Genomic DNA, 26,248 nt, shown 5'->3' on the forward strand with positions numbered 1-26,248 from the left:
ATTTGCGCGTAACGTCCTCGCGTAAGGCATTTGTGACCCTGGCATGGGATCAATATCTAGCTATAATGACCGATATGGGTACCAAACGTGTCAGCCCCGCAATTCTGCATCCTTTAAAAGAGGCGCTTGCGCTGGCATTTTGGTACAAGAAGGATCTTCGGGCATTTCTCAGTTCATGCCTTGGTCGGGGCGAAGTGGTAGGGCACCTTGACTGGACGGACTATAAGCGCTCTATTGTTGCCCACCTTGTTGATAGCTTGGCCGCAGACCAGCATCGTCACTTCGATGACCTACTTAATCTCATCCTTGCCACAGCCGACATCACTGATCCTGCACATCTAAAAAGACTAGAAGATGGCAAGACCCGATACGCGGAGGCCGTTGACGCATTAGACACTCTGCGAAAGCAAGTGGAACCTTATAGACGCCTCCGTAACGAAGAGGAAGAAGCTGAACGTCGGCGCACCATGGACCGGGCTCAAGCAGAGATGCAGCGTGCCTTTGCCGAGAAGCTAGAAGAGCTGAGGCAGCTCTTCTATGAGATCGTTACCCTGCCTGCACAACCACGCGGGTATGCGTTGGAGAAGTTTCTTAACGGACTCTTCGCCCTATTCGACATCGACGCGAAGGCTCCATTCAAGGTTAGTGGCGAGCAGATCGATGGGGCGTTTACCTTTGAAGGCGAATTTCTTCTCGAAGCCAAATGGCAGGAAGAGAAGACGGCGGTAGCAGCCATGGATGCGTTCAAAGGTAAGGTCGAGCGTAAGCTTGACAATACACTAGGCCTGTTCTTGTCCATGAACGGATACCAGGATACGGCTATAGCAGTCTACTCGCATGCCCGGCCAGTAATGATCTTGATGGATGGCTCCGACCTCAGCGCTGTTATTGACGGTCGCATCGACTTGCAGGACCTGCTCCGCCGCAAGCGCCAACATGCTGCACGCACTGGAGAAGTGTTTATTAGTGCCTACACGTTAATCGGCTAAAAGTGCTTAAGTTTGCAAATATCCACAATTAGTTCAAAATACGGCGTGAGCCTCCAACTGGACGCTCCGTAGCTTCATAGCGCTTGGGAGGCGCAATGCTCCGCCGTAGTTTCGGCCTCGTTCTCGCCAGTGTTCTTACGCTGGCCATCGGCCTCTTCAGTACTCCGGCACATGCCGTTCCGCCCGGTTCAGACTGGGCATATCAGCAAATCGTCAGCCGGCAAATCCCCATCCAGCCCGACGGCAAACCGACTTACTTCATGTGGGGTCGTTACTACACCGGGCCGAACGGTCTGGAGATCCGGCTCAATAGGGACGGTACGTGGAATACGATACTCACCGTCGCGGGTCTGAGTAGTGGAACTATGGGGCTAGCAGCTACCGGTAAGGCTCTGACCTTTAGCGAAGTCGCTGTTTCAGCACTGACGCCAACCAAGATCAAGGCCGCCGCTGGCATAGCCGGGATAGTCGGTGGCCACTGGGCCAACGACATGGCCAAAGATGCAGTGCTTCGGAACCTGTGCATGGGCATCACGATTCCTCCTGGTGGCATATCGGTAACCCTTGATCGGGCCGCCGCCCTTGCCAGCGGAAATCTCAACTATATGGTGAGCGCTCCCTACTACAACCACATCCGTGTATGGTTTGAGCGCTGTTAGCAATAAGGGCCAAGGGTGCTTCACATAGGCATCCTTGGCCATTCACTCTGTTATTATTAACTCATGCATACTCTCAAAAACTTCTTCTCTGTTGTCCACCGCGCCATTTGGCGATTAGGAATTGTGTTCCTGTTGAGTGTGGCCTTTGCGGTCGCCATGGGACCGTATGGACCTAGCGATCCATTTTCACTCCTCTTCATCTACTTGCCGCTAGAAGTGATCCATATCATCCAAGAGTACCGCAATCCTCGCCCTGATTTGCTTGGAGCCTCAGATCCAAAGATAGCTCGGTTTGGATTCTCCTTTCTCGCAATCTTGGCCACAGCGGCTTGGCTATTGACTCATCGAAGTTTTGCGATCGAACTTCTGCTTGTTCTGATAGCAATCCTGGCCGCTTATATTTTTCGCCCAAGGACTAAGGCATCTTCTTAGGCAAGCGAGGATGCCTGGTTCTTGGAGCTCACAGACAAGACTTCTCAAAATTGAAAGATTGGGTATGGGCATTAAGCGGAGGACGCACGCCGGACTCACGTCTTTGGTGTCACTGTTGCAATCGCCTCTCTGGCTCCTCCCTTAGCTTTACCAGTAAGAAGGCTTGATGATGTGTTGTTGCAGAAAACTGCTACTGATAGAATCAGTATATAAGTAGGGATTATTATGGCCATCAAGCCTGGAGCTGTAACTTCCGAAACCGGCGAGTTCAAGTTTGATAACGGCGATTTCGCCGCACTGAACGCACTAGTCGAGCTATGGGGATTTAAGGACTATGAATCCGCTCTGAAGTTTGCAATGGCAGCTCTTTTAAAAGCCGACAATAGGCGTCTATACATCGAGCAGAATGGCTCACATGCCCTACTAACTCCCGGAGAAAATCTACTCAAGCCGCCATCGGAAAACCGCAGGGGCCAAGGAGACTAGGCGGTGGCGGAATCAAAGCGATCTTTGCAAGATTTCAATATCGATGAACTCGCGAAGTCTACTACAGTCGACGAATTAACTGGTCGCGTCGTAAATCTTGAGAAGAAGCTTGATACTAGTGAACAAATAAGTAAGTTGATCTGCAGTGCACTTGATGAGTCCCATGCGTTGCGCACCAAGGTGTCCGAGGTAATTATTCAACTTCTTTCTGATTACCAAAATCGCAAGGCGCTCAAGCAGGTAATTGACCAGGTGGACCGTGATCACTTCACCACCTTTCTCAAGCGCGGTGGATACTATGCCCTGACGGCTCTAATTGCTCTAGGGGCGGCCTATTTGGGTGCTAAATTTGGCAGGTAGTAAACTATAGCTTCGGTAGGCTTTCTCCAGGGTGCTTCTTCCTATATGCCCGTTCGAACATGTACTGCGCAATGCCCGAGCCGACGCCGAGCCCAACCATAAACGTAAATATTAGTGCTATCATCTGGTCATCCATGGCCATCCTCCTCAACCTGATTGCTAATTTCAGTATGTCATATACCTGAAACTAATTATCAATGCAGAATAAGAGAATTGAAATTGTCCCCTAGTCATGTAGTAGACCAGGGGACAATAGAGCCGAAGCCTGTGGCCTCAGTCCTGGTTGGTGCGCTTCGCACCATGCTTCCGTAGCAGCCGCTTCACACTGCTCAGGCTGATTCCGTACTCCTTAGCCAGAACACCCTTAGGCGTTCCGGCCTGGAACCGCTCCACTAGAGCCTGGATCTCCTCATCCGTGAACCGGTCCTTCATGCACCAGTTACCTTGGGCTGGGTCCGGCGGAGAGACGGTGAGAGTGTCTTCAAGATCCGTGCGCGGCTTCTCGCCAAGCCGCCGCAATGCCTCGTTGAGCTGTTCGAGCAGGTCGAGACGTTTCGAGTAACGCCTCATAAGGTCCACCTGCACTTTCGAGCCCCACAGCGATCATGCTGCGGGGCTTTCGTGCCATTCGCGTGCCATTGATCATGGTGTTGGCGGCACGTTCCGGGCCTGTGGGAGTCGGTGTCGGGCTGATGTGATCCGGGCTCAGCGGGGGCGGCGGGGTTTCTGGGTGGTGCGGGGTGGTTTTTGGGGTTTGCGCCTTTGTTGTTTTTCCGCTGGGGCGGGGGTGCGGCCGCGTGTGCTGTTCACCGTTCGGCCGCGGACTATGCCGATGAAGTCGTCCATCAGGTCGGTTGTGGCCTCTGTCAGCCAGGCCAGGCCGATCTGGGACTGAGGGGCGTCCTGGACTGGGCGGTAGGTGAGGTCCTTGCGGTGGTGCAGGCGGGCCAGGGACTGGGGGACGACCAGGACGCCTGTGCCGGCGGCCACCAGTTCTATCGCCTCGGCTGTGGTGGGCGGGCGGGTGAAGGCGGGTTCGCCGGGGAGTACGGGCCAGGTCAGGGTGTCGTCGAGCGGGTGGAGGAGCTCTTCGTCGGACAGGTCGGAGATGGTCAGTTCGTCGACGGCGGCTGCTGCGTGGTCCTTGGGGATCACTACCACCGTGGTCTCCACGTAGAGGGGGATCACGCTCAGGGCTTCTCGGTCCACCGGTAGGCGGACGAAGGCGGCGTCGGCGGTGCCGTTCCTCAGCAGGGAGATCGCTTCTGGGGCGGGGACCTGGAGCAATGTCAGGGGGACGTCTGGTTTTCTCTCGGTCCAGATGCCGGCCCACTTCGCGGGGGTCACCCCTGGTACGTATGCCAGGCGGAACCCGTTGTCGTTCTCCCCATCGGTCACCTGGCCAGCGTACCTATGGCGGGAGGCCGGGTTGGGAGTGACTACGCTTGGGGCATGAGCCCGTCCAAGCCGAAGACCGCCCAGACGATGAAGCCCGCGACCGCGGCCAAGAAGCTGGGTGTCCTGCTCTCGGCCACTCCTGCCGAGTTCCAGGAGGGCGTCGTCTCCAGGGACGAGCTGAACGAGTTGCAGTCCAAGCCGCCTGCCTGGCTTGCCGATCTGCGGCGTAACGGGCCGCATCCCAAGCAGGTTGTGGCGGCGCGGCTCGGGGTGTCCATCTCCGGGCTCACCCGGGGTGGCGTGACCGAGCCGCTCACCACCGCGGAGATCGAGGCACTGCGGGCGGAGAACCCGGAGTGGCTGGAGCGGGAGCGGTCCATCCAGGCTGAGGCTCGCAAGGAGGCACTCCGCCTCAAGCAGGGCTGAACGGCCCTCGGTGCTCACGTCCGAGCGGCCCTGCGGGTCGGACTGGGGGCGGGAGCGCGGGCGCGTGACGGCCAAGGTGAGAGGCATGCGCCCGCGAGGGACGGTGTGAGGGGTGCGCGTGGTGACGCCCGCGCTGAGACGCGTGCGTGCGCGCGTAGCGACCACTGGCGACAGGAGCGCGGGCGCGTACGGCCAAGGCGGGTGCGTGATGCTCAGGCGGGCGTGTAGCGGTCATTTGCGGGGGCTGCGGGGTCCTGGTGGAGGGGGCGCGGCAGTGGGCGGTGTTGGGCCTGGTCAGGCTGATTAATGACTGGCGAATGACCGGTAAAAGTGCGACAACCCCCTCAGATTGGGAAATATCTGGGTTGTCTGGGATCGTTGAAGGCTCGGCGGCGTGGGGAGCGTCGCTACGGGCTGCGACCCGCCAACCGAGCGCGTGAGGTCACGTACCGGGGCCCGCACTGTCGACGCATGAGGTGAGCCTTGGTGGCCATTGCCGTGATTCCGCAGAACGCCGTCTTTCCTTCCGCCGCCGGGAGTACCGCGGCCAGGACTCTCGTGGACATCCTCCACGAGAGCGCCGCCGCCCACCCCGACGCGCCGGCGCTCGACGACGGTGTCACCGTCCTCGACTACGCCCGGCTGACCAAGGAGGTGGCGCACCTGGCCGGAACCCTGGGTGAGATGGGGATCGGGCCGGGGGAGCGGGTCGGGGTCCGGGTGCCTTCGGGGTCGAACGAGCTGTATGTGGCCATCCTGGCCGTGCTGGCGGCGGGGGCGGCGTATGTGCCGGTGGACGCGGACGACCCCGAGGAGCGGGCCGAGCTGGTCTTCGGGGAGGCCGGCGTCGCGGCGGTGATCGGCGCTCAGGGGATCGTGAGCAGGCGTACGGCCGAGGCCATGGCGCGGCCGCCGATGCCGGAGGACGACGCCTGGATCATCTTCACCTCCGGGTCCACGGGCAAGCCCAAGGGCGTGGCGGTCAGCCATCGCAGCGCGGCCGCCTTCGTGGACGCGGAGCACGAGCTCTTTCTCGAGCTTGGGCCGGGGGATCGGGTGCTGGCGGGGTTGTCGGTCGCGTTCGACGCCTCGTGTGAGGAGATGTGGCTGGCCTGGCGCAACGGGGCCTGCCTGGTTCCGGCGCCCCGGGCCCTGGTGCGGACCGGGATGGATCTCGGGCCGTGGCTGGTGGAGCGCGGGATCACGGTGGTGTCGACCGTACCCACGCTGGCGGCTTTGTGGCCGGTCGAGACGCTGGACGGCGTGCGGCTGCTGATCTTCGGCGGCGAGGCGTGCCCGCCGGAGCTGGCTGACCGGCTGAGCACGCCCGATCGGGAGGTCTGGAACACCTACGGACCCACCGAGGCCACCGTGGTCGCGTGCGCGGCGCCGCTGGTCAGGGGCGAGCCGGTGCGGATCGGGCTGCCCCTGCGCGGGTGGGATCTGGCCGTCGTGGACCAGACGGGCACGCCGGTCGCGATGGGGGAGACGGGCGAGCTGGTCATCGGGGGCGTGGGGCTGGCCCGGTATCTGGACGCGGACAAGGACAGGGAGAAGTACGCGCCGCTGGAGTCGCTCGGCTGGGAGCGCGCGTACCGGAGCGGTGACCTGGTGGTGGCCGATCCCGAGGGGCTGCTGTTCGTCGGGCGGGCCGACGAGCAGGTCAAGCTGGGCGGGCGGCGGATCGAGCTGGGAGAGGTGGACGCCGCCCTTCAGGCGTTGCCCGGGGTCACCGGCGCGGCGGCGGCGGTCAAGACGACGGCCTCCGGACACCAGCTTCTCGTCGGCTATATCGTGACAAATGGCGAAATAGGGGATGCGCGGGCGCGGCTCGAAGCCGTGTTGCCCGCCGCCCTGGTGCCGCGGCTGGCGATCATCGACGAGCTGCCCACGCGTACGTCGGGGAAGATCGACCGCGACGCGCTGCCCTGGCCGCTGGACCACGACGACGACGAGGAACCGGCCGAGCTCGACGGCCTCCAGGCGTGGCTGGCCGAGCAGTGGCAGGACGTCCTCGGCCAGCGGGCCGGCGGGCCCCAGGCCGACTTCTTCACCCTGGGCGGCACCAGCCTGGCCGCGGCGCGCCTGGTCTCCACGCTGCGCGACCGGTATCCGGCCGTCGTCGTGGCCGACCTCTACGACCGTCCGACCCTCAGCGGGCTGGCCGACCGGCTCGAAGAGCTGGAGCAGCCGGTCGAGGAGAGCACGCGGGTCGTGCGGCCGATGCCGCGCCGGGCGGCATTCATCCAGACGGCGCTGATGCTGCCGCTGCTGACCGTGCGCGCGATGCCGTGGGTGGTCGGCGCGTTCGCGGTGGGCAACCTGACGAACGTCCTCACGGTGAGCTGGTGGTGGGTGGCCGTAGGCGCGCTGCTGTTCCTGACGCCGTTCGGCCGCCTGTCGCTGGCGGCGGGCGCGGCCCGGCTGGTCCTGCGCGGACTCAGGCCGGGAGCGTACGCGCGCGGCGGCGCCACCCACCTGAGGGTCTGGTTCGCCGAGCAACTGGCGGCGGGCCTGGGCGTGGCGGGACTCGCCTCCGCGCCCCTGATCACCTATTACGCGCGGGCGCTGGGCGCCCAGGTGGGCGAGGACGCCGACCTGCACACGATGCCGCCCATCACCGGCATGCTGAAGCTCGGCAGGGCCGCGGCCATCGAGCCCGAGGTGGACCTCACCGGCTACTGGCTGGACGGCGACCTGTTCAGGGTCGGCGAGATCAGGATCGGGGCCGGCGCGACCGTCGGCGCCAGGTCGATCGTGCTGCCGGGCGCGCGGATCGGGAAGAACGCCCAGATCGCCCCCGGCTCGTCGGTGGGTGGCGAGGTTCCCGCCGGGCAGCGGTGGGCGGGGGCGCCGGCCGTACGGAAGGGAAAGCTCGCGCCCAAGGCGCCCGCGCCCCGCAGATACCGGCGCTGGAGCGTGGCCTACGGGGTGTCCGCGATGGGGTTCAGCCTGATCCCGCTGCTGGCCGCGCTGCCGGGGATCGCCGTGCTCGGCCGGGCCGGGATCGCGGCGGCGACCGTCGTCTCGCTGGTCAGCATGGCGCTGCTGCTGCTCGTGGCGGTCCGGCTGCTCTCGATCGGGCTGACCGCGGGCAGCCACCCGGTGCACAGCCGTACGGCGTGGCAGGCCTGGGCCACCGAGCGCCTCATGTCGATGGCCAGGGTGTGGCTGTTCCCCCTGTACGCCAGCGCGCTCACCCCGATGTGGCTGCGCGCGCTCGGCATGAAGGTGGGCCGCGACGTGGAGCTGTCCACGGTGCTCGCGCTGCCCTCGATGACCGAGGTCGGCGACGGCGCGTTCCTGGCCGACGACACCAAGGTCGCCCCCTACGAGCTGTCCGGCGGCTGGATGCGCCTGGACCGGGTGCGTATCGGCAAGCGGGCGTTCGTCGGCAACTCGGGCATGACCGCGCCCGGCCGCAAGGTGCCCAAGGACGGGCTGGTCGGCGTGCTGTCGGCGGCGCCGAAGAAGGCCAAGGCGGGTTCGTCCTATCTCGGGATGCCGCCCGTCAAGCTGCGCAGAACCGCCCAGAGCGGTGACACCGGGCGTACCTATGACCCGCCCGCGCGCCTGAAGGTGGCGCGGGCGCTCGTGGAGGTCTGCCGGGTGGTCCCGGCGATCGTGACGGCCGCGCTGGCGGTGCTCGTGGTCACCGCGCTGGTCACGATCGCGGCCGAGCTCCATCCCGTCGCCGCGGTGCTGCTCGGCGGAGTGGTGCTGGCGGTGGCGGGGTTCGCCGCGGCGGGGGTGTCCGTGGTGGCCAAGTGGGCGCTCATGGGCCGGATCAGGGCCGGCGACCGGCCGCTGTGGAGCGCGTTCGTCTGGCGCAACGAGCTGGCGGACAACTTCGTCGAGGTGCTCGCCGCGCCCTGGTTCGCCACCCCATGGCTGGGTACGGCGGCGCTGAACGCCTGGCTGCGTGCCCTGGGCGCCAGGATCGGCAGGGGCGTGTGGTGCGAGACCTACTGGCTGCCCGAGATCGACCTGGTCACCCTGGGCGACGGCGCCTCGGTCAACCGCGGCTGCGTGCTTCAGACCCACCTGTTCCACGATCGGGTGATGAGCATCGATACAGTCGAGCTGGCTGAGGGTTCCACGCTCGGCCCGCACGGGGTGGTGCTGCCCGCGGCCAAGGTCGGGAGCAACACCACGATCGGCCCCGCCTCGCTGGTGATGCGCGGCGAGTCGCTGCCCGCGCGGACCCGGTGGTACGGCAACCCTGTCGCCGCGTGGCATCAGGCAGCGTGATCGACGGAGGATTGTGCGGTACTTCCCCGACCGTGGCGACGACGGGTACTCCGTCCGGCACTACGACCTGGCTCTCGACTACCGGCCGGGGCCCAACCGGCTCGCCGGCGTGGCCAAGCTCGACGCCGTCGCGGCCGAGCCGCTGGAGCAGGTACGGCTCGACCTCGGGCCGATGCACGTCTCGCAGGCGCTGGTCAACGGCACGCGCTGCCGGTTCGCGCACAGCGGGGGCAAGCTCCGGCTGAGCCCCGGCGGGCGGCTGCCCGAGGGGCGCGAGTTCACCGTGGAGGTGCGCTACTCGGGCAACCCCAGGCCGGTGCCCAGCCCGTGGGGCGGGCTCGGCTGGGAGCAACTGGAGGACGGCGCGCTCGTGGCCAGCCAGCCGATCGGCGCGTCGTCCTGGTTCCCCTGCAACGACCGGCCTTCGGACAAGGCGACCTACCAGATCGCGGTGACGACGGCCACGCCGTACACGGTGGTGTGCAACGGGCGGCTCACCTCGACGCGGCGGGCGGGCTCGCGCACGACGTGGGTCTACCACGAGGCGGTGCCGATGGCCTCCTACCTCGCGACCGTGCAGATCGGCCGCTACCAGCTCGGCGACCTGCCGGGTGAGGTGCCGCAGCGGCTGGCCGCGCCGCCGTCGGCGGCGTTGCGGGCGCGGCGGGCGCTGGCGCGGCAGGACCGGATGATGCGGGTCTTCACGGAGTGGTTCGGCCCCTACCCGTTCGCGGAGTACGCGGTGGTGGTGACCGAGGACGACCTGGAGATCCCCGTCGAGGCCCAGGGCATGTCGATCTTCGGGCCGAGCCAGCTCGCCGAGGAGCGGCTGGTGGCGCACGAGCTGGCCCACCAGTGGTTCGGCAACAGCCTGACGCTGGCCCACTGGCGCGACATCTGGCTGCACGAGGGCTTCGCCGCGTACGCCGAGTGGCTGTGGTCGGAGGAGTCGGGCGGCGAGCGCGCGGCCGCGCACGCGCGGCGCTGGCACGCGGCGCTCAGGGCGCTCCCCGCCGACCTGGTGCTCGCCGATCCGGGGCCGAAGCGGCTGTTCGACGACCGGGTCTACAAGCGCGGCGCGCTCACGCTGCACGCGCTGCGCGGGGTGCTCGGCGAACCGGCGTTCCGCTCGGTGCTGCGCGAGTGGGCCGACGGCTACCGCCACGGCACCGTCAGCACCGGCCGCTTCACCGAACTCGCCGCCCGCTACGCCCCCGAGCCGCTGGACGCCTTCTTCATGTCCTGGCTCTACTCGGAACGGCTCCCGCCCCTGTCCTAGCCCTCAGGAGCGCACGAGGCGGGCGATCGCATCGGCCGCCTCCTTGACCTTGAGCTGGGCCTCCTCCCCGCCCTTCTGGGTGGCCTCGGCGACGCAGTGCGCCATGTGCTCCTCCAGGAGCACCAGGGCGAACGACTGCAGCGCGCTGGTCGTGGCGGAGACCTGGGTGAGGATGTCGATGCAGTACTTGTCGTCCTCGATCATCCGCTGCAGCCCTCTGGCCTGGCCCTCGATCCTGCGCAGCCGGCGCAGATGCTCCTGCTTGTTCTCGGTGTATCCGTTCACGTGACCCCGTCCTCTCGTCACCCATGGCAACGTCATACCCCCCTACCGTATTTCCCGTGATGCCTTACGGGGGTAGGGTCTCCATAACCTGAACATGCTTGTTCGACTTATGGAGGTGGTGGTCATGGGCCGCTGGGCCGTACTGGGACTGCTGGGGCTGGCGCAGTTCATGCTGATCGTCGACATCACGGTGGTGCAGGTGGCGCTGCCCACGATCGGGAGGGAACTGCGGCTCGGCCGGGAGGCGCTGACCTGGGTGGTGACGACCTACACGCTGCTGTTCGGCGGGCTGATGGTGCTCGGCGGACGGCTGGCCGACGCCTTCGGGGCGCGGCGCACGCTGCTGGCGGGACTCGGGGTGTTCACCGCGGCCTCGCTGCTGTGCGGGGTGGCGGGGGACGGGGCGATGCTGATCGCCGGGCGGGCCCTCCAGGGGGTCGGGGCGGCGCTGATGTCGCCGTCCGCGCTGGCCGTGATCACCCGCACCTACCACGGGGAGCTCCGCAATCGGGCGCTGGGCGTCTGGGGCGCCATCGGCGGGTCGGGCGCCGCCGTCGGCGTGCTGGCCGGCGGGCTGCTGACCGCGGGGCCGGGGTGGAGCTGGGTGTTCTATGTCAACGTCCCGATCGGGCTGGCCGTCCTCGCGGCGCTGCCCCGGCTGGTCGGACGGGACGAGCCCGGTACGGCCGGGCGGCGGGTGGACCTGCCTGGGGCGGCCACGGTGACGCTGGCCACCGCGCTGCTCATCTACGGGCTGGTCGGCGCGGGCGAGGCCGGATGGGGCGCCCCGTCCACGCTGGCCGCGCTGGGCGGCGCCGTGCTCGGCTATGGCCTGTTCGTGCTGGTCGAGCGGAAGGTGCGGACCCCGCTGATGCGGGCGAGGACGATGGCCAGGCGGGCCGTGGTCTCGGGGACGTTCGTGATGCTGGCGGCCACCGGGCTGCTGCTCGGCCTGTTCTTCGTCAGCTCGCTCTACCTGCAGCACGTCCTGGGCTACGGCGCGCTGGCGACCGGGCTGCTGTTCCTGCCGGTGGCCGTCGCGATCACGCTCGGGGCGCACCTCGGCGGGCGGCTGGTCGGGAAGGTCGGCGGGCGGGTCGTGGCCCTGGTGTCGTTCGCGCTGACGGCGGTGGGCGCGGCGCTGATGCTGCGGATCTCGCCCGAGGCGAGCGTCTGGACCACGCTGCTGCCCGGGTTCGTGCTGGCGGCGTTCGGGATCGGGCCGGCGTTCGTGACGGCGACGACCACGACCATGGCCAACGTGCCCGCGGGCGAGGCGGGCGTGGCCTCCGGCGTGATCAACACCTTCCACGAGCTCGGCGGGTCGATCGGGGTGGCGGTGGTCTCCACGATGGCCGCCGCCAGCCTCGCTCCGGGAGCGAGCGGGATAGGAGGGTTCACCTCGGCGCTGCTGCTGTGCGCGGTCGTGGCCGCCGTCGCCGCCGTGGTCTCGTCGGTGCTGGTGCCCGCGGGCAGGCCGTCCGGGGTCGCCGTCGGGCACGGGCACGGCCACGGGCACTGAACGATGCCGAGCCCGGATAACCCCTCGCTCTAGACGGAAGTTCTATTTTATAGTGACATCTTCAACTAGGGGGCCCCGTAATCACATGAACCGGAGAGGGTTGACTTGTGAGCACGGTGCGAGAACGGGGGGCATGCGGCGCTGCGACGATCTCCCTCGGTGAGGGCGAGCGTGCTCTGCACGCCGAGGGGGACCTGAACACCGCGCGTCACCATTTCGAAGCCGCCCACCACGAGGCGGAGCGCGACGGGGACGGGGTCGCGCTCGCCCGGGCGGCACTCGGCCTCGGCGGCATCTGGGTGCACGAGCACCGCACCGCCGCCGAGGCGCAGACGATCCGCTGCAGGCAGCGCCATGCCCTGACCCTGATCGATCCGCGCTCGCCACTGGCCTTACGGCTGCGCGCCCGCCTGTGCGGCGAGGAGGACTACCGCAGCGGCGGCCACTCGGCCATCCTGGCCATGCTCACCCAGGCCAGGCACTCGGGCGACCCGGTGGCGCTGGCCGAGACGCTCAGCCTCGCCCACCACTGCGTGCTCGGCCCGGAGCACGGCGTGCTCCGCCACGAGCTGGCCGAGGACCTGATCGGCCAGGCAGGCAGGACCCGCCGCCGCGGCGACCTGGCGATGGGGCTGATGTGGCGGACCGTGGACCTGTTCCTGGCCGGTCACCCGCACGCCGGGCGCTCCCTCGACGAGCTGCGCGCGATCCTCGGCGAGGCCGACCACCTGGCCGTCGGCTTCGTCGTCAGCGCCATCGACGTGATGCTCGCCATCAGGGCGGGCCGCTTCGCCCACGCCGAGCAGCTCGCCGCCGAGAGCGGGGAACGCGGCGCCCGCGCGGGCGACATCGACGCCGCCGGGTGGCCCAGCGGCCAGGTGGCGATCGTCAGGTGGTACCAGGGGCGGCTGCCCGAACTGCTGCCGAGCCTCACCGAGCTGGTGAACTCGCCCGTGCTCGGCGTCCTGGACTACTCCTACCTCGCCGCCACGGCCACGGCCGCCGCCGCGGCGGGGGAGCGCCGCCTGGCCGCCAACATGCTGGCCCGCCTGCGCGGCCAGGACCTCGCCGGCCTGCCCAGCTCCAGCGTCTGGCTGACCACCCTGTACGGCGTGGCCGAGGCCGCCCACCTGCTCGGCGACGCCGACCTGTCGGCCCAGACCTACGAGCTGCTGCGCCCGTTCGCCCACCTGCCGGTGATCACCAGCCTGGGGGTGGCCTGCCTCGGCTCCGCCCACCACCCGCTGGGCGTCGCCAGCCTCACCGCCGGTGACAGCGCCCGCGCCGTCGTCCACTTCGGCGAGGCCGTGCGCGCCAACCTCGCACTCGGTCACTGGCCCGCGGTCGCGCTGTCGCGCTGGCGGCTCGGCCAGGCCCTGGCGCTGCGCGGTGAGCCCGCCGAGCGGGAGCTGGAGCTGGCCGCGCAGGAGGCGGCCGAGATGGGGATGGTGCTGCCCGCCCTGCCCTCCGGTACGGCCGGCCGTACCGGGAAGGTGGTGTGCAGGAGGCGCGGGCCGCAGTGGCAGTTCGAGCTCGGCGCCCGCAGCGCGCTCGTGGACCACAGCGTGGGCATGGGACATCTGGCGACGTTGCTGGCCAATCCGGGACGCGAGGTCCGGGCCGGCGACCTGGTCACCGGGCCCGCGGTGAGCGAGGCGGTCTCCGCGCAGCCGCTGCTGGACGAGGAGGCCAAGCGCGCCTACCAGCAGCGGCTGACCCGGTTGCAGGACGACATCGACGAGCTGGAGTCCATGAACGACCTGGAACGCGCCACGGCGCTGCGTGCCGAGCACGACTGGCTGGTCACGGAGCTGGCGGCGGCGGCGGGGCTGGGCGGGCGGACCCGGTCGTTCGCCGGCACCGACGAGCGGGCCAGGATCTCGGTGGGCAAGGCGATCCGGCGCGCGATCGGCCGGATCGCCGAGGCCGACCCGGTCATCGGGGCGGAGCTGCGCGCCACCGTGCAGACCGGGCAGCGCTGCGTCTACCAGCCCCGCTGACTCAGGCGGCGTCGCAGGTGAGCTTGGGTTCGGGCTGGTAGACGGTGGTGAACTTCTGCTTGCGCAGCACCTTCCCGTCGCGCTTGAAGATCCGCCACACGTCGATGGTGAAGCCCTCGACGCCGCTCATGGGCTGGCACTCGGGGCCGGACTCCGACAGCGTGGGGAAGCTCTTGACGTTGTAGCGTCCCGAGCTCTCCGACTCGATGTCGTAGCGCTTGGTGCTCCAGAACTGCACGGTGACCGAGGTGGAGGTGTAGGAGGTGGTGATCAGCACGCCGTACTTGGAGTCGTTCTTCCAGCGGAAGTCCGGCTGCGGGTAGGAGACCGTCGACTCGCGGCCCGCCGGGTAACGCGAGATGTAGTACATGTGCGGCATGTGCTGGACGTCCTCGAAGCCGCCGAAGAAGACCGCGTTGAACATCGCGGTGGCGAACTGGGAGACGCCGCCGCCGACGTCGTTGACGAAGCGGCCGTTGAGGATCATGGGCGCCTCGACGAACCCGCGGGCCTTGTCGCGCTTGCCGACCAGGCCGTTGAGCGAGAACGTCTCGCCCGGCTTCACCACGTGGCCGTCGACGATGTCGGCGATCGTGTGGATGTTGGTCACGCGCGGCGCGCAGCACGGGTGGTTGCTGGTGTAGCTGGCCACCCGCTCCTTGACGCCCAGCTTGCCCGCCGCCTCGGTGGTCAGCCTGGCCTTCGTGACCTTGACCGGCGCCTCGGCGGTGCGCTCGCCCGCCGCCACCGCCGCCGAGACGGCCGCGCCGAGCTCCTCGTCCACGATGCCCTTGCCGTCGCGCGCGGGCACGACCTTCGGCCGGCCGGACACGATCTTGAAGCCGGCGTCCCTGGGGAGCTGACCCGCCTCGACCAGCCGCTTCTCCAGGCCGGCGGCCACCGCCTCGGCGTCGAAGACCGGCTTCAGCGTGTCGCCGTCGGCGGTGAAGCTCAGGCCCGCGGCCATCTCCGCGCGGGTGATCGTCGCCTCGCGGCCGCCGCTGGTCACGGTGAAGTCGGCCGCGACCGCCGTACGCGCCGTGGTCGCGGCCACCTCGCGCACCTCCTTCGCCGGTACGGCCGGCGGCAGCGTCTTCGTGACCAGCTCCACCGCCCCGCCCTCGCCCAGGAAGGCCCCGCGCACCGCGCTCGCCGCCGCCGCGCGGTCCAGCGCCACGCCCTGCTTCGGCAGGCTCGTGCGCGGCTCCAGCCCCCGGTAGGAGACGACGCCCTCGCGCGGCTTGCGGTCCACGGTCTTGGCCAGGGCGCTGATCCGCGCGGTCAGCGCCTCCTCGTCCACCTTGACCACCGGCTGGATCTCCCGGCTGCCGAACAGCGAGCGCACGACCCCCACCGGAGTCGAGGCGCCGTCCATCGCCGCCGCCACCGTGGCAGCGGCATCCACGGACAGGCCGAGCTCGGCCGGCTCCAGCTTGGTCTTCTTGCCCGCGGCGCGCACCTCGATCGGCCGGGTGGCGCGCGGGCCCAGCTCGGCTTCGAGCCGCGAGCGCGCCTCCTCGGGCGGCAGCCCGCCGATGTCCACTCCCGCGACCTTGGTGTCAGGAGGCACCTTCCCGGCCAGCATGATCGCCGGTACGGCATAGGCCAGCACGGCCACGCCGAGCACGGCGGCCAGGATCACGAGGGTCTTCGGCATTTTGGGCATTCAGGTCTCTCCGGGCATCAGGTATCCGCCGGTCTGAAGAGTACGTTGAACGTGAGACCGCCGTCGCCGGAGTCGTGCACCACCCCATCTTCGGTGACGGCCAGCAGGCGGCGCTCGCCCACGGCGGCGAAGGCGACCGCGGGTCCGGGCAGGCTGCCCGCCGCCCGCCACGAACGCCCGCCGTCGCCGCTGGAGTGGACGCGTCCGTCGGTGTCGACACCGGTCAGCGCCTTGCCCGCGTCCACGTGGGTGAGCGGGGGCGCCTTCGGCACCGGCTCGAAGTCCAGGCCGCGGTTCGTGCTCACCTTGAGGCCGTCGCGGGTGGTCGCGTAGAGGCGCCCGCCGGAGTAGGCCAGGTCGATCACCTCATCGGCGGCGCCCTGCGTCCAGGTCCGGCCGCCGTCGCCGCTCCAGCGCACCCGGCCCGTGGTGCTGTCGAAGGCGTACAGGTCGGCGCCGGCGGGCTGCAGCGCGTGGAAGTCGGCGCTGCCCTTCTCCGAGACGGTGGTCCAGGTGGCGCCCGCGTCGGTCGTGCGGATCAGGCCCAGGTGCGGCGGCGAGTCCTGGTCGGCCGCGCCGGGGTGGCCGCTGGCCAGGAAGGTCTTCGGGCCGGTCACGGTGAAGCCCATGTGGTCCTGGACCCGGCCGGCCACGCGCACCGCGCCGCGCTCGCCGGTGACCCTGAACAGGCCGTAGTGGGCGGCCAGGTAGACCGCGCCGTCGGCCGGGTCCACGCCGACGCCGTGGACGTGGCCGATGCCGGGGTCCGGCGCGGCGGCGGGGTCCCGCGCGGCGGTGGGCTCCTGCGGCGCGCAGGCGGTGACGGCCAGGACGAGATAGACGAGGGTTCTCCGCATGGCGCGGAGTCTACTATTGAACGTCGTAGATGCTCTGACCGGCCGTGATGGCGCGCTTCAGCCTGATCAGGTCCTTGGGTGCGTTGACGCCCACCGCGCCGACCAGTTCGCCCCCGAGGCTGAAGGCCACCGCGAACCGGTCCTCCTCCGGCGTGCCCGCCACGACCGTCGCGGTGTCGGCCAGGTGCGGCAGGCCCGCGGTCTGGATGCGGCTGCCGTGCACGCTGGTCGCGAAGCTGGGCACGCCGGTGAACGGCTCGGACTCCTCCGGGCCCAGGAGCAGGTTGCGGGCCGCGGCGGCGCCCTGCTCGTTGGCGTTGGACCAGTGCTCGACGCGGACGGTGGCGCCGCCGTACCTGCTGTGGGGCCAGCGGGCCACGTCGCCGGCGGCCACGATCCGCGCCGACCCCCGCGCGAACAGCGTGTCCTCCACCAGCACCCCGTCGTCGAGCGCGAGCCCGCTGCCGTCCAGCCACGAGGTGTTGGGCACCACGCCCACGCCCGCCACCACCAGCCCGGCCGGGATCGCGCGGCCGTCGGCCAGCAGCACCCGCCCGTCCTCGACCGCGCTCACCCGGACGCCGGAGACGAGTTCGACGCCGCCGCGCTCGTGCAGCCCGGCCAGCCACGCCGCCGCCACGTCGCCCAGGCCCGCGTGCATCGGGTAGCGGCCCGAGTCGATCAGCGTGACCTTGAGCCCCAGCTCGCGGGCGGTGGAGGCGACCTCGCCGCCGACGAACCCGGCGCCGATCACCACCACGTGCTCGTGCCCGCTGCGCAGCTCGGCGCGCAGGGCCAGCGAGTCCTCCAGGGTGCGCAGCGTGTGCGCCGCGTCCATCCGGCGCGGGCGGGCGCCGGTCGCGATGACCAGGCCGTCGTAGCCGAGCTCGGCGCCGTCGTCGAGGGTCAGCGTCCTGCTCGCGGGATCCAGGTGTACGGCGGTGCGCCCGCGCAGCCAGGAGTCGTCCAGCTCGCCCGCGCCGGGCAGCAGGACGTCCTCGTCGCCGCGCAGGAGCCCCTTGGACAGCGGCGGCCGGTTGTAGGGCAGGTGCGTCTCGGCGCCGACCAGGGTGATCTCGCCGTCGAAGCCTTCCTGGCGCAGCGACTGCACGGCACGCAGGCCCGCCAGCGAGGCGCCCACCACGGTGATCTTGTTGAGGTTTCGCATGAGCCGGAACTATACCCCCTATGGGTATGTTGCGCTCATCGCCGCCGAGCGCGTATGTTGCTGAGCATACCCGTTGGGGGTATCAATGACGAAGGAGTGGGACGACATGAGCACGACGACGTTCGCGGTGACCGGGATGACCTGCAACGGCTGCGCCGGCAAGGTGAAGGGCGAGATCGGCAAGGTTGACGGGGTGTCCCAGGTGGAGGTGGAGCTTTCGACCGGGCGGGTGACCGTGACCGCCGACGGGGTGAGCGACGCGCGCATCATCGACGTCGTGGAAGAGGTGGGGTACGAGGCCGTCGTGGTCTGAACGGGGTGCGTGTGCTGGGGCCGGGCGCTGGCGCGTCCGGCCCTTGCTACTATTTCTGATAGTTGACATGGGGGGTGAGCATGGCGTTGCGGCTCGGGAGGCTGCTGCTGCTCGTCCTGCTCGTGGTCGGGGTGTGCGGGATGCACACGCTCGGCCACCTCTCCCATGGGGAGCCGCATGCCGTGGCCGTCCAGGCGCCGGTGGCGGTCGATCAGGACGACGGGCTGCCGGGGATGGATCCCGGGGTGGTGTGCCTGGCCGTACTGACGTCGATGGTGTTCCTGCTGCTCGCGCTCGTGTGGGCGGGGACACTGCCAAGCCCGCTGCGGGCCGTGCGCCGGTTCTGGCGGGTACGCGGGGTGGCCAGGGCGCCGCCCCGGCTGGCTGAACTCTCCGTGATGCGCATATAGCCCGACCTGGTGTTCATCGGGCCATATCTCAGCATCGACAGGAGTTCAGTTCACCATGTTCACCAGCACGTTCCGCCGTATCTCGCTGGCCGCCGCCTCCGGAGCGGGGGCGCTCGTCCTGCTCACCGCCTGCGGGGGCGGCGAGCCGCCCGCCACCGGCGCGACCGCGTCGGCCACGGCCGCCGCCTTCAACGACGCGGACGTCATGTTCGCGCAGATGATGATCCCGCACCACCAGCAGGCGGTCGAGATGGCCGACCTCGCCCCGGGCCGCGCCGCGGACCAGGAGATCAAGGACCTGGCCGCGAAGATCAAGGCGGCGCAGGACCCGGAGATCCAGACCATGCGGGGCTGGCTGGCCGAGTGGGGCAAGCCGCTGCCTACCGGCGGCATGGACCACGCCATGCCCGGGATCATGTCGGAGGACGACATGAAGAAGCTCGCCTCGGCCAAGGGGGCGGCGTTCGACCGGATGTTCGCCGAGCTGATGATCGCCCACCACAACGGCGCGATCGACATGGCGCGGACCGAGCAGCAGCAGGGCACGAACCCCGAGGCCAAGGAACTGGCCAAGGCCGTCGAGACGGCCCAGCGGGCCGAGGTGGCCCAGATGCGGGCGCTCCTCGAACGCCTCTGACCATGGAAAAGGGTCTCCCGGCGGCGCCGGGAGACCCCTCAGGTCCGCTCGTAGACGGCGACGTTGTAGAAGCGGCCGTCGTGCTCGCCGTCCTCGTTCGACACGCTCCTCAGCAGCGGGTGGCCGTCGAAGTGGACGTGCAGGAGCCGGGCCTGCGGGCGCGAGTGGGTGAGGACGAGGTGCCCGCCCGGCTCCAGCAGCGCCGCCAGCCGGTCGGCCACCGCGGGGGTGTTGCCGAGGTAGTAGAGCAGCTCACCCACGAAGATCAGGTCGTACGGCCCGCCCGCGTCGTCCGTCAGAATGTCCAGGCGCACGAACTCGGCCGACGACCCCGTACGGGCCGCCTGCTCGCGGGCCCGGCGCAGCGCCCGGTGCGAGATGTCGGCCCCGACCGTCCTCGCGCCGGGGTGGGCGGCGGAGGCCAGCATCGTGAAGCTGCCCTCGCTGCACCCTGCGTCCAGCACGCGGTGGTAGTCCCGGCCTGGCACCTGGTCCAGCGTGGCCTTGTACTTCTCCCGCTCGTAGGCGTCCGACGTGACGCTCCACGGGTCGGCCCTGATGTGCCACAGGTCGAAGTATCCGCGCAGCAGCCGCCGCTGCACCCTGGGCCCCGCCAGCGACATGGCTCCGAACAGAAGCTGATGGATCCGGTTGGGGCGCTCGTCGTCGGCCATGATCCTCCACATCTCCCAACGGCGTCCCGCCCAACCTACGTCGTGAGCGGCGCCGATGATCGGGAAACCTTCACGGCATGCGCGGGCTGATGCGCCCCTGGTCGACCAGCGCGAGATACACGGCGAACGCGCCGACGGCCCACGTCTCCGCGTGGGCGGTGGTCAGGATGATCTCCTCGCCGTCCCTGGACACGAGCTCGTAGCGCCCGAACGGCAGTCGCCGCCAGGCGAGGAGCACGTTCTCGTACACGAGCACGTCCAGCATGGCTGCCAGGTTCTCGCGGTTGGGGGCGGGCACGGGGCAGGAGACTCCTTGCTCCCTCGCCGTCCCCTCCATTCTGCGGCCTCGCAGCGGGTTTTACCTAGAAGCTACTGGGCGGCCTGGCGGGCGGCGGCGTTCTCGGCACGCTCGCGCTCGCGGTCGGCACGCTCCCGCCTGAGCACGGCGCGGACACCGAGCAGGAAGGCCGTGGCCACGACCAGCGGCGGGACGAGGGCGGCGACGACTTCATACATGCGGCCCAGTTTACGGCCCGGAACCTCCGGTCCCACCAGCGGTGTACAAGGAGCGGAGGTGTAGTCATGAGAAGACTCCTGTTCGTGCTCTCCGCCACGGTGCTCCTGGCGGCGGGCTGGCTCGCGTCCCCGGCGAGCGCGGGTGGCTGGGCGGCGACCTACCTGGACCCGCCGCCCGCCCAGTTCCAGCCGGGAACGACCTACACGATCGGCTTCTGGGTGCTGCAGCACGGGACGCACCCGTTCGAGGGCGACCTCGGCAAGACGGGCCTGCGCATGACCGGCCCCGGCGGCCAGGTCCTGACCTTCGACGGTACGGCGCGGCCGGAGCCGGGCCACTACGCGACCTCGATCGTGCTGCCCAAGGGAACCTGGAAGGTCGAGGGCATCCAGGGGATGTTCAAGGAACACGACGTCGGCACGCTGACCGTGCCCGGCGCGCTCAAGCTCAACCCGCCGCCCGCCGACCTGCGCCACGACGGCAAGGACTACTGGGGCGCGATCCGCCCGCCCGGCTTCCCGGTCGGCGGATCCACCGAGCCCGTCGCCGCCGTGCCCGTGCCCGCTCCTGCTTCCGTGCCCGCCCCTGCTTCCGCGCCCGTCTCCGCTCCAGCTCCCGCCGCGGGCTTCCCGCCGTACGCGCTGCTGCTGGCGGGGCTGGGTGGCGCGGCGCTCGCCCTGGCAGGGGTACGGCTGGCCCGCCGGCCGCCCGTGGACGAGGCGCCCACCGGTGACCGGACGGACACGATCACCGTGTCCTGACCCGCACGTCTCCATTGACGGTTGACGCCCCCGAAGCTGGGAACTACGGATCTTAGTAGCTTCTGAGGGGGTGGCGGCGTGCTCGGTGTGCTCGGCGTGCTGATCCTGCTCGCGGCCGGCATCGTGGGCGTCTACTGCGTCTCGCTGGTCCTCGCGCCCAGGGGGGTGCTGCGGGCGGGGCCGTACCTGTCGGGCGGGCGGCCGGCCGAGCACGCCCTCTCCCGCTACCACGTGCGCTGGTACGCCGTGACGCTCATCTTCCTGGCCTTCGACATGGAGATGGTGTTCATGTACCCGTGGGCGCTGGTCGTGGCCGAAGTCGGCACGGTCGCCGTCGTGGAGATGTTCCTCTTCCTCGGGCTGCTGATGGCCGGGGTGGTCTACGCATGGCGGGAAGGGGCGCTGCGGTGGGTCTGAGGGGGTGGCTGCTGCGCCGTGCCGCCTCCCGGCCGCCGGTGCTGGTGGTCGCCGGGCCGTACGGCACGCGGTCGCGCCTGCTGGTGGAGGCCCACGGCTGGCCCGAGGCTCGCTCGCCCGCCACGGCCGCGATCCTGGTGACCTGCGGGCCGCTGGGGGAGCGCCAGTCGTCGGCGGCCGACGCCGTGTGGAACGACATGCCCGGCCCCCGGGCCCGGCTGTCACTGGCCGCCGGCGCGACGCCGGAGGAGACGCGTACAGCGCTGGAACGGGCCCGGGCGTCACTGGCCGACGAGACCGCCCTGCTACAGGGCGCGCGGGAACACCTGACCACAGCCTGGCACCCGGCCGAACCCAGCTCCTCGGCCGACCACGGATCTTCGGCCGACCACGGGCACTCCGGCGGCCACGCGCCCTCGGGCGGTCATGGGCCTTCCGGCGAGCACGGGCACTCCGGCGGCCACGGCGCTCACGGCGGCCATGGGGAGCATGGGGGCCATGGGGGCCATGGGGGCCATGGGGGCCATGGGGGGAGTGTGGGTGGGGTGGCGATGGCCGGGCGTGGGCCGGATCGGGACGGGCTCATGCTCGACCAGCTCCACATCCCCCTCGGCCCGGTGCTGGCGGACTGGCCGGACGGGCTGGTCGTCGAGACCGTCATACAGGGTGACGTCATCCAGCACGCCGTGGTGGCGGGCGAACACCCCGGACAGGGCCGGAGCTTCTGGGACGAGCCCTGGCTGGCCGCCGCCGACGGCGAGCCGGTCACCCGCGGCGAGGCCGAACGCCGCCGGGCCGCGGCCCACCTCGACAGCCTCGGCCGGCTCCTCGCCGTGGCCGGTTGGCCCGCCGCCGCCCAGACCGCCCGCCACCTGCGCGACCGCCTTCTGTGCGACGGCCTCTCGGGCGACCGCCTTCTGGACGCGCGCCGCCCGCCGGGTGATCTGGTCGCCGACTACGCGCGGTTCGCCAGGCGGGTGCGGAGGTCGCGGGTGCTGGCCTGGATGCTGCGGGGCGTCGGTGACCTGCCGGACGGCGACGTGCTCGCTCAGGTGTACCGCTGGCTGGCGGCGACCGGTGCGGCCATCGCCCGCCTGGACGAGCGTGCACCTCTGGACGACGACCGAGGCCCACGGGGTCCGGTCGGCCAGGGGGACAGCGCGGCGGCCCTGGAACTGCTGCCAAACCTCCTGGAGGGGGCCGAACTGGCCCAGGCGCGGCTGATAGTGGCCGGGCTCGATCCCGACCTGGCCCAGCTCACACCCGAAGGCCACGCTCTTGTCCGGGGTGGCTCGTGAGTGGGGTGGGGGAGGCGGCGGGGCTGGTGGGTGGGCTGGCCGGGCTGGTGGCCGTGGTCGCGATGACCGAGCGCACCGGCGCGGGGGTGGCGCGCGGGCTGGTGGTTCAGCGGCGGCGGACCCTGCTGCCCGACCGACTGCTCACCCGGATCGGCGTGGTGACGCTGCCGGTCGTCGCCGTCCTGGCCGCGCTCGTGCTGCCCGTGGGCGAGCGGGCGGTGCTGGACCTGGGCGTGGGGATCGTGTGGTTCAACGCCATGGAGGTCGGCGCCTGGGGCGCGGTCTGGCTGGCCGGGTGGGGGGTGAACTCGTTCTTCCCGCTGGTCGGCGGCTACCGGTTCGTGGCGCAGGGGCTGGCCTACGAGCTGCCGCACATGTTCGCGCTGATCACGGTGGCGCTCGGGGCGGGTTCGCTGCGGTTCGCGGACGTGGTGGCGGCCCAGCAGGGGCTCTGGTTCGTGGTGTGGATGCCGGTGGCCTTCCTCGTGTACGTGGTCTCGGCGTTGGCCATGGCCTTCTGGGGCCCGATGGCGGAGCCGGCCGGCGCGGGCATCGCGGGCGGGGTGACGGCCGAGCTGGCCGGGCCGGATCGGCTGGTGTTCCTCGCCGGGCGCTACGCGCTGCTGGTGGTGGCGGCCGCGGCGGCGGTCCCCATGTTCCTGGGCGGCGGTGCCGGGCCCTGGCTGCCCGCGCAGGCGTGGACGGCGGTCAAGACCGTGGCCGTGCTGGCGTTGTTCGCGGCGATCGGGCGGCGGGTGCCTGCCGTACGGATGGACAGGTTCATGACGTTCGCGTGGATGGTGCTCATCCCGCTGTCGCTGGTGCAACTGCTCGTCGTCGGGATCGTGGTGATGTGATGGCGTTCTGGATCCTGGCGGTGCTGGCGGTGGCCAGTGGGATCGCGGTGTTCGTCGTGGACTCGATGGCGCGGGCCACGTTCGCGCTGCTGGCCTCGCTGATCGCGGTCGGCGCCACGTTCCTGCTGATCGACCTGCACTACCTCGGCGTCCTGATCATCCTGATGATGATCATGGAGATGCTCGTGATGGCGGTCTTCATGATCATGTTCATGATGAACCCCGCCGGGCTCATGCCGATGTCGATGCTGCACAACAAGAGGGGCGCGGCGGCCATCTCGGCGGCGGTGTTCGCGCTGCTGGTGGCCGGGATCTTCCTGACCGACTGGCCGGAGCGTCAGGGGCGGCCGCCGCCCGACCCCACCGAGGCGCTCGGCATGTCGATCATGGGACAGAAGATGCTGGTCATGATGGTCATCGGGGTCGCCATCCTGGCCACGATGATCTCCACGGTGGTGCTGGCGACGCGGCGGGGCCGTTATGACGCTTGAGGGCTTCCTGCTGCTGGCGGCCGCGCTGTTCGCGATCGGCCTGTACGGCGCGCTGTCCCAGCAGTCGATCGTCATGCTCATGATGGGCCTGGAACTCATGATCAACGGCCTCATCGTGGCCGGAGGCGCCTTCTGGTACCACGTCGCCCCCCAGACGGCCGACGGCCAGGTCCTCGTGCTGGTCGCGGTCACGGTGATGGCGCTGGAGATGGCGATGGGGTTCGCCGTCACCACGGCCATCTTCCGCGCCCGCGACGTGGACACCACCGACGACGCGGGGGACCTCAAGGGATGATCTGGATCCTGCCCGCCGCCGTCGGCGCCCTCCTTCTCCTGGTACGGCGGGCCCCGCGCACCGTGGCCGTCACCACCGCGGCGGCCACCCTCGGGCTGGCCGTCTGGGCCGCGGCGGCCAGGCCCGTGACGCGCTTCCCCCTGGTGTTCACCTCCGGCTTCGCGGTCGACGGGCTGTCGGCCGTGATGGTGGTGACGGTGGCGGCGGTGGCGCTGGCGGTGCTGGTGTTCGCCACGGGCGAGCTGCGGGAGGCCCGCTTCTACGGCCTCATGCTGATCTTCGTGGGCGCGATGCTCGCCACCGTCACCGCGACCGAGCTGACCGTCCTGCTGATGGGGTGGGAGGTGATGGGCGCGATGTCGTACGCGCTCATCGGCTACTGGTGGCGCGACGACGACCGGGTCACCTCGGCGGGGGTCGCGTTCGTCACCACGCGCGCGGGCGACCTCGGCCTCTACGTGGCCGCGGGCGCCGCCTTCGCCGCGAGCACGATGCAGAGCGGCACAAAGAGCGGGGGGCAGGGCGGAACACAGGCGGCGGGGGAGGTGCTCGGGCTGGCCGGGCTGGCGGCGCTGCCGGATCCCTGGCTCGACGTGGTGGCCGCCGGGATCGTGCTGGCCGCGCTCGGCAAGTCGGCCCAGTTGCCCTTCTCGTTCTGGCTGTCGCGGGCCATGGCGGGCCCGAGCCCGGTCTCGGCGTTGCTGCACTCCGCGACGATGGTGGCCGCCGGGGCGTACCTGCTGCTGAGGGTGCAGCCGCTGCTGGCCGCGACCGGATGGGCGGGGCCGCTGGTGGCCTGGGCGGGCGGGCTGACGGCGCTGCTGCTCGGCGGCGTGGCCCTGGCCCAGCGCGACCTCAAGCAACTGCTGGCCGCCTCGACCTGCGCGCAGATCGGGTTCATGGTGATGGGCTCCGTGGCCGGGGGCGCGGCCCACCTGGTGGCGCACGCGGCGGTGAAGAGCCTGCTGTTCCTGGGCGCGGGCGCGTGGCTGACCGCGCTCGGCACCAAACAACTGTCCGCGCTCGGCGGCGCCGCCCGCCGCTACCCGGTGGTCGGGGCGAGCTTCGCCGTGGGTGCCCTGGCGCTGGCCGGGCTGCCGCCGCTGTCGCTGTGGGTGACCAAGGACGGCGTGCTGGCCGCCGTGAACGACCCGTGGCTGCACGCGGTCGGGCTGGCCGCCGGAGCGCTGTCGGCCGCCTACGCGGGCCGGGCGCTGGCCGCGGTCTGGCGCGGCGCCCGCACGGACGGGCGGCCCCTGGAGGCGTTCTCCCTGGCGCCGCTGCCGGTGCTGGCGGCGGGCGCGGCCGTGCTGGGCGTCGTCGGACTGCCCGCCGTCTGGTCCTGGTGGTCCGGCCTGCTGGGCGATCAGGGCGCCGCACGGGCGGACGCGGGCACGCTGGCGCTGTCGGGAACGCTGGCCACCGCCGTCCTGCTCACCGCCCTGGTGGTACGCCTGCCCGAGCCCCGTCCGCTGGCGAACTGGCTGGGACTGGAGACGGCGGCCAGGACGCTGCTCTGGCGGCCCCTGCTCGCGCTGGCCAGGGCGGCGGCGTGGTTCGACGACCGGGTGCTCGACGGCGCGGTCGAGGCGGTGCCGAGGCTGGGGATGGCGGCGGCCAGGCTGGCGCGCACGCCGTTCGAGACCGGAGCGGACGGCGTGGTGCGGGCGGTCGGCGCCGCCGCCCTGGGGCTGGGGCGGCTGGCCAGACGCCCGCAGACCGGACAGGTGCACACCTACCTCGCCCAGGCCGCGGTCGGCCTGATCATCCTGGCCGTCGCGATCGCGTTGGTGAGGTGAG

The 26,248-nt window shown here is 69.9% G+C and carries 29 protein-coding genes; 20 read left to right on the top strand and 9 right to left on the bottom strand.

Features of this window, described 5'->3' with window-relative positions; all coding sequences use genetic code 11:
• The first annotated feature begins 74 nt into the window (after positions 1-74).
• The 5 genes from ACIBEJ_RS10290 (at position 75) to ACIBEJ_RS10310 (ending at position 2,926) form a co-directional block, all read left to right on the top strand.
• A complete protein-coding gene (locus ACIBEJ_RS10290; protein WP_397182343.1) occupies positions 75-989 on the top strand; it encodes a hypothetical protein in 915 nt (304 codons plus the stop codon).
• A gap of 95 nt (positions 990-1,084) precedes the next feature.
• On the top strand, positions 1,085-1,648 hold the full coding sequence (locus tag ACIBEJ_RS10295) for a hypothetical protein (RefSeq protein ID WP_397182344.1): 564 nt from the start codon (positions 1,085-1,087) through the stop codon (positions 1,646-1,648).
• 63 nt (positions 1,649-1,711) lie between these two features.
• Complete coding sequence (locus tag ACIBEJ_RS10300; RefSeq protein WP_397182345.1) at positions 1,712-2,080, top strand: hypothetical protein; 369 nt, start codon at positions 1,712-1,714, stop codon at positions 2,078-2,080.
• 225 nt (positions 2,081-2,305) lie between these two features.
• Positions 2,306-2,566, top strand: a complete 261-nt coding sequence (locus ACIBEJ_RS10305) for a hypothetical protein (protein ID WP_397182346.1) — start codon at positions 2,306-2,308, stop codon at positions 2,564-2,566.
• 3 nt (positions 2,567-2,569) lie between these two features.
• A complete protein-coding gene (locus ACIBEJ_RS10310; protein ID WP_397182347.1) occupies positions 2,570-2,926 on the top strand; it encodes a hypothetical protein in 357 nt (118 codons plus the stop codon).
• Positions 2,927-3,199: 273 nt separating this feature from the next.
• Here ACIBEJ_RS10310 and ACIBEJ_RS10315 read toward each other — a convergent pair whose 3' ends face one another.
• Both ACIBEJ_RS10315 and ACIBEJ_RS10320 read right to left on the bottom strand, forming a co-directional pair.
• On the bottom strand, positions 3,200-3,496 hold the full coding sequence (locus tag ACIBEJ_RS10315) for a helix-turn-helix domain-containing protein (RefSeq protein WP_397182348.1): 297 nt from the start codon (positions 3,494-3,496) through the stop codon (positions 3,200-3,202).
• A gap of 135 nt (positions 3,497-3,631) precedes the next feature.
• Positions 3,632-4,324, bottom strand: coding sequence for a LysR family substrate-binding domain-containing protein (locus ACIBEJ_RS10320; RefSeq protein WP_397182349.1), 693 nt, complete (start codon positions 4,322-4,324; stop codon positions 3,632-3,634).
• Positions 4,325-4,378: 54 nt separating this feature from the next.
• On the opposite strand from ACIBEJ_RS10320, the gene ACIBEJ_RS10325 reads away from it, so the two are divergent.
• From ACIBEJ_RS10325 to ACIBEJ_RS10335, 3 genes are all read left to right on the top strand, one after another.
• Positions 4,379-4,750 carry a DUF5997 family protein gene (locus tag ACIBEJ_RS10325; RefSeq protein WP_397182350.1) on the top strand — a complete coding sequence of 124 codons (372 nt, stop codon included), beginning with the start codon at positions 4,379-4,381 and terminating at the stop codon, positions 4,748-4,750.
• Positions 4,751-5,236: 486 nt separating this feature from the next.
• A complete protein-coding gene (locus ACIBEJ_RS10330) occupies positions 5,237-9,001 on the top strand; it encodes a Pls/PosA family non-ribosomal peptide synthetase (RefSeq protein ID WP_397182351.1) in 3,765 nt (1,254 codons plus the stop codon).
• A gap of 13 nt (positions 9,002-9,014) precedes the next feature.
• On the top strand, positions 9,015-10,280 hold the full coding sequence (locus ACIBEJ_RS10335; RefSeq protein ID WP_397182352.1) for a M1 family metallopeptidase: 1,266 nt from the start codon (positions 9,015-9,017) through the stop codon (positions 10,278-10,280).
• A 3-nt stretch (positions 10,281-10,283) separates the two neighbouring features.
• On the opposite strand, the gene ACIBEJ_RS10340 is transcribed toward ACIBEJ_RS10335, so the two are convergent.
• On the bottom strand, positions 10,284-10,565 hold the full coding sequence (locus ACIBEJ_RS10340) for a metal-sensitive transcriptional regulator (protein WP_397182353.1): 282 nt from the start codon (positions 10,563-10,565) through the stop codon (positions 10,284-10,286).
• A gap of 94 nt (positions 10,566-10,659) precedes the next feature.
• Between ACIBEJ_RS10340 and ACIBEJ_RS10345 the strand changes: the two genes are divergently transcribed.
• Together ACIBEJ_RS10345 and ACIBEJ_RS10350 are read left to right on the top strand one after the other, a co-directional pair.
• The gene (locus tag ACIBEJ_RS10345; protein WP_397182354.1) at positions 10,660-12,087 is read left to right on the top strand and encodes an MFS transporter; all 1,428 of its coding nucleotides are present in this window, start codon (positions 10,660-10,662) and stop codon (positions 12,085-12,087) included.
• A 107-nt stretch (positions 12,088-12,194) separates the two neighbouring features.
• On the top strand, positions 12,195-14,087 hold the full coding sequence (locus ACIBEJ_RS10350) for a hypothetical protein (protein ID WP_397182355.1): 1,893 nt from the start codon (positions 12,195-12,197) through the stop codon (positions 14,085-14,087).
• Between the two features lies 1 nt (position 14,088).
• Here ACIBEJ_RS10350 and ACIBEJ_RS10355 read toward each other — a convergent pair whose 3' ends face one another.
• The 3 genes from ACIBEJ_RS10355 to ACIBEJ_RS10365 are packed head-to-tail and all read right to left on the bottom strand — an operon-like array spanning position 14,089 to position 17,778.
• The gene (locus ACIBEJ_RS10355) at positions 14,089-15,744 is read right to left on the bottom strand and encodes a VanW family protein (protein ID WP_397182356.1); all 1,656 of its coding nucleotides are present in this window, start codon (positions 15,742-15,744) and stop codon (positions 14,089-14,091) included.
• A 26-nt stretch (positions 15,745-15,770) separates the two neighbouring features.
• Positions 15,771-16,610 carry a F510_1955 family glycosylhydrolase gene (locus ACIBEJ_RS10360; protein ID WP_397182357.1) on the bottom strand — a complete coding sequence of 280 codons (840 nt, stop codon included), beginning with the start codon at positions 16,608-16,610 and terminating at the stop codon, positions 15,771-15,773.
• Between the two features lie 13 nt (positions 16,611-16,623).
• Positions 16,624-17,778, bottom strand: coding sequence for an NAD(P)/FAD-dependent oxidoreductase (locus tag ACIBEJ_RS10365; RefSeq protein WP_397182358.1), 1,155 nt, complete (start codon positions 17,776-17,778; stop codon positions 16,624-16,626).
• Positions 17,779-17,884: 106 nt separating this feature from the next.
• Between ACIBEJ_RS10365 and ACIBEJ_RS10370 the strand changes: the two genes are divergently transcribed.
• The 3 genes from ACIBEJ_RS10370 (at position 17,885) to ACIBEJ_RS10380 (ending at position 19,138) form a co-directional block, all read left to right on the top strand.
• Positions 17,885-18,091, top strand: coding sequence for a heavy-metal-associated domain-containing protein (locus tag ACIBEJ_RS10370; protein ID WP_397182359.1), 207 nt, complete (start codon positions 17,885-17,887; stop codon positions 18,089-18,091).
• 80 nt (positions 18,092-18,171) lie between these two features.
• Positions 18,172-18,501, top strand: a complete 330-nt coding sequence (locus ACIBEJ_RS10375) for a DUF6153 family protein (RefSeq protein WP_397182360.1) — start codon at positions 18,172-18,174, stop codon at positions 18,499-18,501.
• Between the two features lie 55 nt (positions 18,502-18,556).
• Positions 18,557-19,138: a DUF305 domain-containing protein gene (locus ACIBEJ_RS10380; RefSeq protein WP_397182361.1), complete on the top strand. Its 582-nt coding sequence runs from the start codon at positions 18,557-18,559 to the stop codon at positions 19,136-19,138.
• Between the two features lie 38 nt (positions 19,139-19,176).
• Here the strand turns inward: ACIBEJ_RS10380 and ACIBEJ_RS10385 are convergent, their stop codons facing one another.
• The 3 genes from ACIBEJ_RS10385 to ACIBEJ_RS10395 all read right to left on the bottom strand — a co-directional run bounded on the left by ACIBEJ_RS10385 (position 19,177) and on the right by ACIBEJ_RS10395 (position 20,328).
• Complete coding sequence (locus ACIBEJ_RS10385) at positions 19,177-19,812, bottom strand: class I SAM-dependent methyltransferase (protein ID WP_397182362.1); 636 nt, start codon at positions 19,810-19,812, stop codon at positions 19,177-19,179.
• 70 nt (positions 19,813-19,882) lie between these two features.
• Positions 19,883-20,110, bottom strand: coding sequence for a hypothetical protein (locus ACIBEJ_RS10390; protein ID WP_397182363.1), 228 nt, complete (start codon positions 20,108-20,110; stop codon positions 19,883-19,885).
• Positions 20,111-20,181: 71 nt separating this feature from the next.
• On the bottom strand, positions 20,182-20,328 hold the full coding sequence (locus ACIBEJ_RS10395) for a hypothetical protein (RefSeq protein ID WP_397182364.1): 147 nt from the start codon (positions 20,326-20,328) through the stop codon (positions 20,182-20,184).
• Between the two features lie 66 nt (positions 20,329-20,394).
• Between ACIBEJ_RS10395 and ACIBEJ_RS10400 the strand changes: the two genes are divergently transcribed.
• The 7 genes from ACIBEJ_RS10400 to ACIBEJ_RS10430 all read left to right on the top strand — a co-directional run bounded on the left by ACIBEJ_RS10400 (position 20,395) and on the right by ACIBEJ_RS10430 (position 26,247).
• Positions 20,395-21,090, top strand: coding sequence for a hypothetical protein (locus ACIBEJ_RS10400; protein WP_397182365.1), 696 nt, complete (start codon positions 20,395-20,397; stop codon positions 21,088-21,090).
• A 78-nt stretch (positions 21,091-21,168) separates the two neighbouring features.
• Positions 21,169-21,507, top strand: a complete 339-nt coding sequence (locus ACIBEJ_RS10405) for an NADH-quinone oxidoreductase subunit A (protein WP_397182366.1) — start codon at positions 21,169-21,171, stop codon at positions 21,505-21,507.
• Complete coding sequence (locus ACIBEJ_RS10410; protein ID WP_397182367.1) at positions 21,498-22,805, top strand: hypothetical protein; 1,308 nt, start codon at positions 21,498-21,500, stop codon at positions 22,803-22,805. The genes ACIBEJ_RS10405 and ACIBEJ_RS10410 overlap by 10 nt, the downstream gene beginning before the upstream one ends.
• Complete coding sequence (locus tag ACIBEJ_RS10415; RefSeq protein ID WP_397182368.1) at positions 22,802-23,662, top strand: NADH-quinone oxidoreductase subunit H; 861 nt, start codon at positions 22,802-22,804, stop codon at positions 23,660-23,662. Before ACIBEJ_RS10410 ends, ACIBEJ_RS10415 begins: the two co-directional genes overlap by 4 nt.
• Complete coding sequence (locus ACIBEJ_RS10420; RefSeq protein WP_397182369.1) at positions 23,662-24,153, top strand: NADH-quinone oxidoreductase subunit J; 492 nt, start codon at positions 23,662-23,664, stop codon at positions 24,151-24,153. The genes ACIBEJ_RS10415 and ACIBEJ_RS10420 overlap by 1 nt, the downstream gene beginning before the upstream one ends.
• Positions 24,143-24,448 carry an NADH-quinone oxidoreductase subunit NuoK gene (gene nuoK / locus ACIBEJ_RS10425; RefSeq protein WP_397182370.1) on the top strand — a complete coding sequence of 102 codons (306 nt, stop codon included), beginning with the start codon at positions 24,143-24,145 and terminating at the stop codon, positions 24,446-24,448. Before ACIBEJ_RS10420 ends, nuoK begins: the two co-directional genes overlap by 11 nt.
• Positions 24,445-26,247: a proton-conducting transporter membrane subunit gene (locus ACIBEJ_RS10430; protein WP_397182371.1), complete on the top strand. Its 1,803-nt coding sequence runs from the start codon at positions 24,445-24,447 to the stop codon at positions 26,245-26,247. The genes nuoK and ACIBEJ_RS10430 overlap by 4 nt, the downstream gene beginning before the upstream one ends.
• Position 26,248 lies beyond the last annotated feature (1 nt).

The sequence above is a fragment of the Nonomuraea sp. NPDC050790 genome, assembly GCF_044456745.1.
Lineage (GTDB): Bacteria > Actinomycetota > Actinomycetes > Streptosporangiales > Streptosporangiaceae > Nonomuraea.

Coding starts and splice junctions, on each gene's coding strand:
- ACIBEJ_RS10290 (WP_397182343.1), top strand. CDS start 75: ATGGGTACCAAACGTGTCAGCCCCGCAATTCTGCATCCTTTAAAAGAG.
- ACIBEJ_RS10375 (WP_397182360.1), top strand. CDS start 18,172: ATGGCGTTGCGGCTCGGGAGGCTGCTGCTGCTCGTCCTGCTCGTGGTC.
- ACIBEJ_RS10400 (WP_397182365.1), top strand. CDS start 20,395: ATGAGAAGACTCCTGTTCGTGCTCTCCGCCACGGTGCTCCTGGCGGCG.
- ACIBEJ_RS10305 (WP_397182346.1), top strand. CDS start 2,306: ATGGCCATCAAGCCTGGAGCTGTAACTTCCGAAACCGGCGAGTTCAAG.
- ACIBEJ_RS10360 (WP_397182357.1), bottom strand. CDS start 16,610: ATGCGGAGAACCCTCGTCTATCTCGTCCTGGCCGTCACCGCCTGCGCG.
- ACIBEJ_RS10370 (WP_397182359.1), top strand. CDS start 17,885: ATGAGCACGACGACGTTCGCGGTGACCGGGATGACCTGCAACGGCTGC.
- ACIBEJ_RS10395 (WP_397182364.1), bottom strand. CDS start 20,328: ATGTATGAAGTCGTCGCCGCCCTCGTCCCGCCGCTGGTCGTGGCCACG.
- ACIBEJ_RS10315 (WP_397182348.1), bottom strand. CDS start 3,496: ATGAGGCGTTACTCGAAACGTCTCGACCTGCTCGAACAGCTCAACGAG.
- ACIBEJ_RS10345 (WP_397182354.1), top strand. CDS start 10,660: ATGCTTGTTCGACTTATGGAGGTGGTGGTCATGGGCCGCTGGGCCGTA.
- ACIBEJ_RS10430 (WP_397182371.1), top strand. CDS start 24,445: ATGATCTGGATCCTGCCCGCCGCCGTCGGCGCCCTCCTTCTCCTGGTA.
- ACIBEJ_RS10420 (WP_397182369.1), top strand. CDS start 23,662: ATGGCGTTCTGGATCCTGGCGGTGCTGGCGGTGGCCAGTGGGATCGCG.
- nuoK (WP_397182370.1), top strand. CDS start 24,143: ATGACGCTTGAGGGCTTCCTGCTGCTGGCGGCCGCGCTGTTCGCGATC.
- ACIBEJ_RS10365 (WP_397182358.1), bottom strand. CDS start 17,778: ATGCGAAACCTCAACAAGATCACCGTGGTGGGCGCCTCGCTGGCGGGC.
- ACIBEJ_RS10355 (WP_397182356.1), bottom strand. CDS start 15,744: ATGCCGAAGACCCTCGTGATCCTGGCCGCCGTGCTCGGCGTGGCCGTG.
- ACIBEJ_RS10300 (WP_397182345.1), top strand. CDS start 1,712: ATGCATACTCTCAAAAACTTCTTCTCTGTTGTCCACCGCGCCATTTGG.
- ACIBEJ_RS10325 (WP_397182350.1), top strand. CDS start 4,379: ATGAGCCCGTCCAAGCCGAAGACCGCCCAGACGATGAAGCCCGCGACC.
- ACIBEJ_RS10380 (WP_397182361.1), top strand. CDS start 18,557: ATGTTCACCAGCACGTTCCGCCGTATCTCGCTGGCCGCCGCCTCCGGA.
- ACIBEJ_RS10385 (WP_397182362.1), bottom strand. CDS start 19,812: ATGGCCGACGACGAGCGCCCCAACCGGATCCATCAGCTTCTGTTCGGA.
- ACIBEJ_RS10295 (WP_397182344.1), top strand. CDS start 1,085: ATGCTCCGCCGTAGTTTCGGCCTCGTTCTCGCCAGTGTTCTTACGCTG.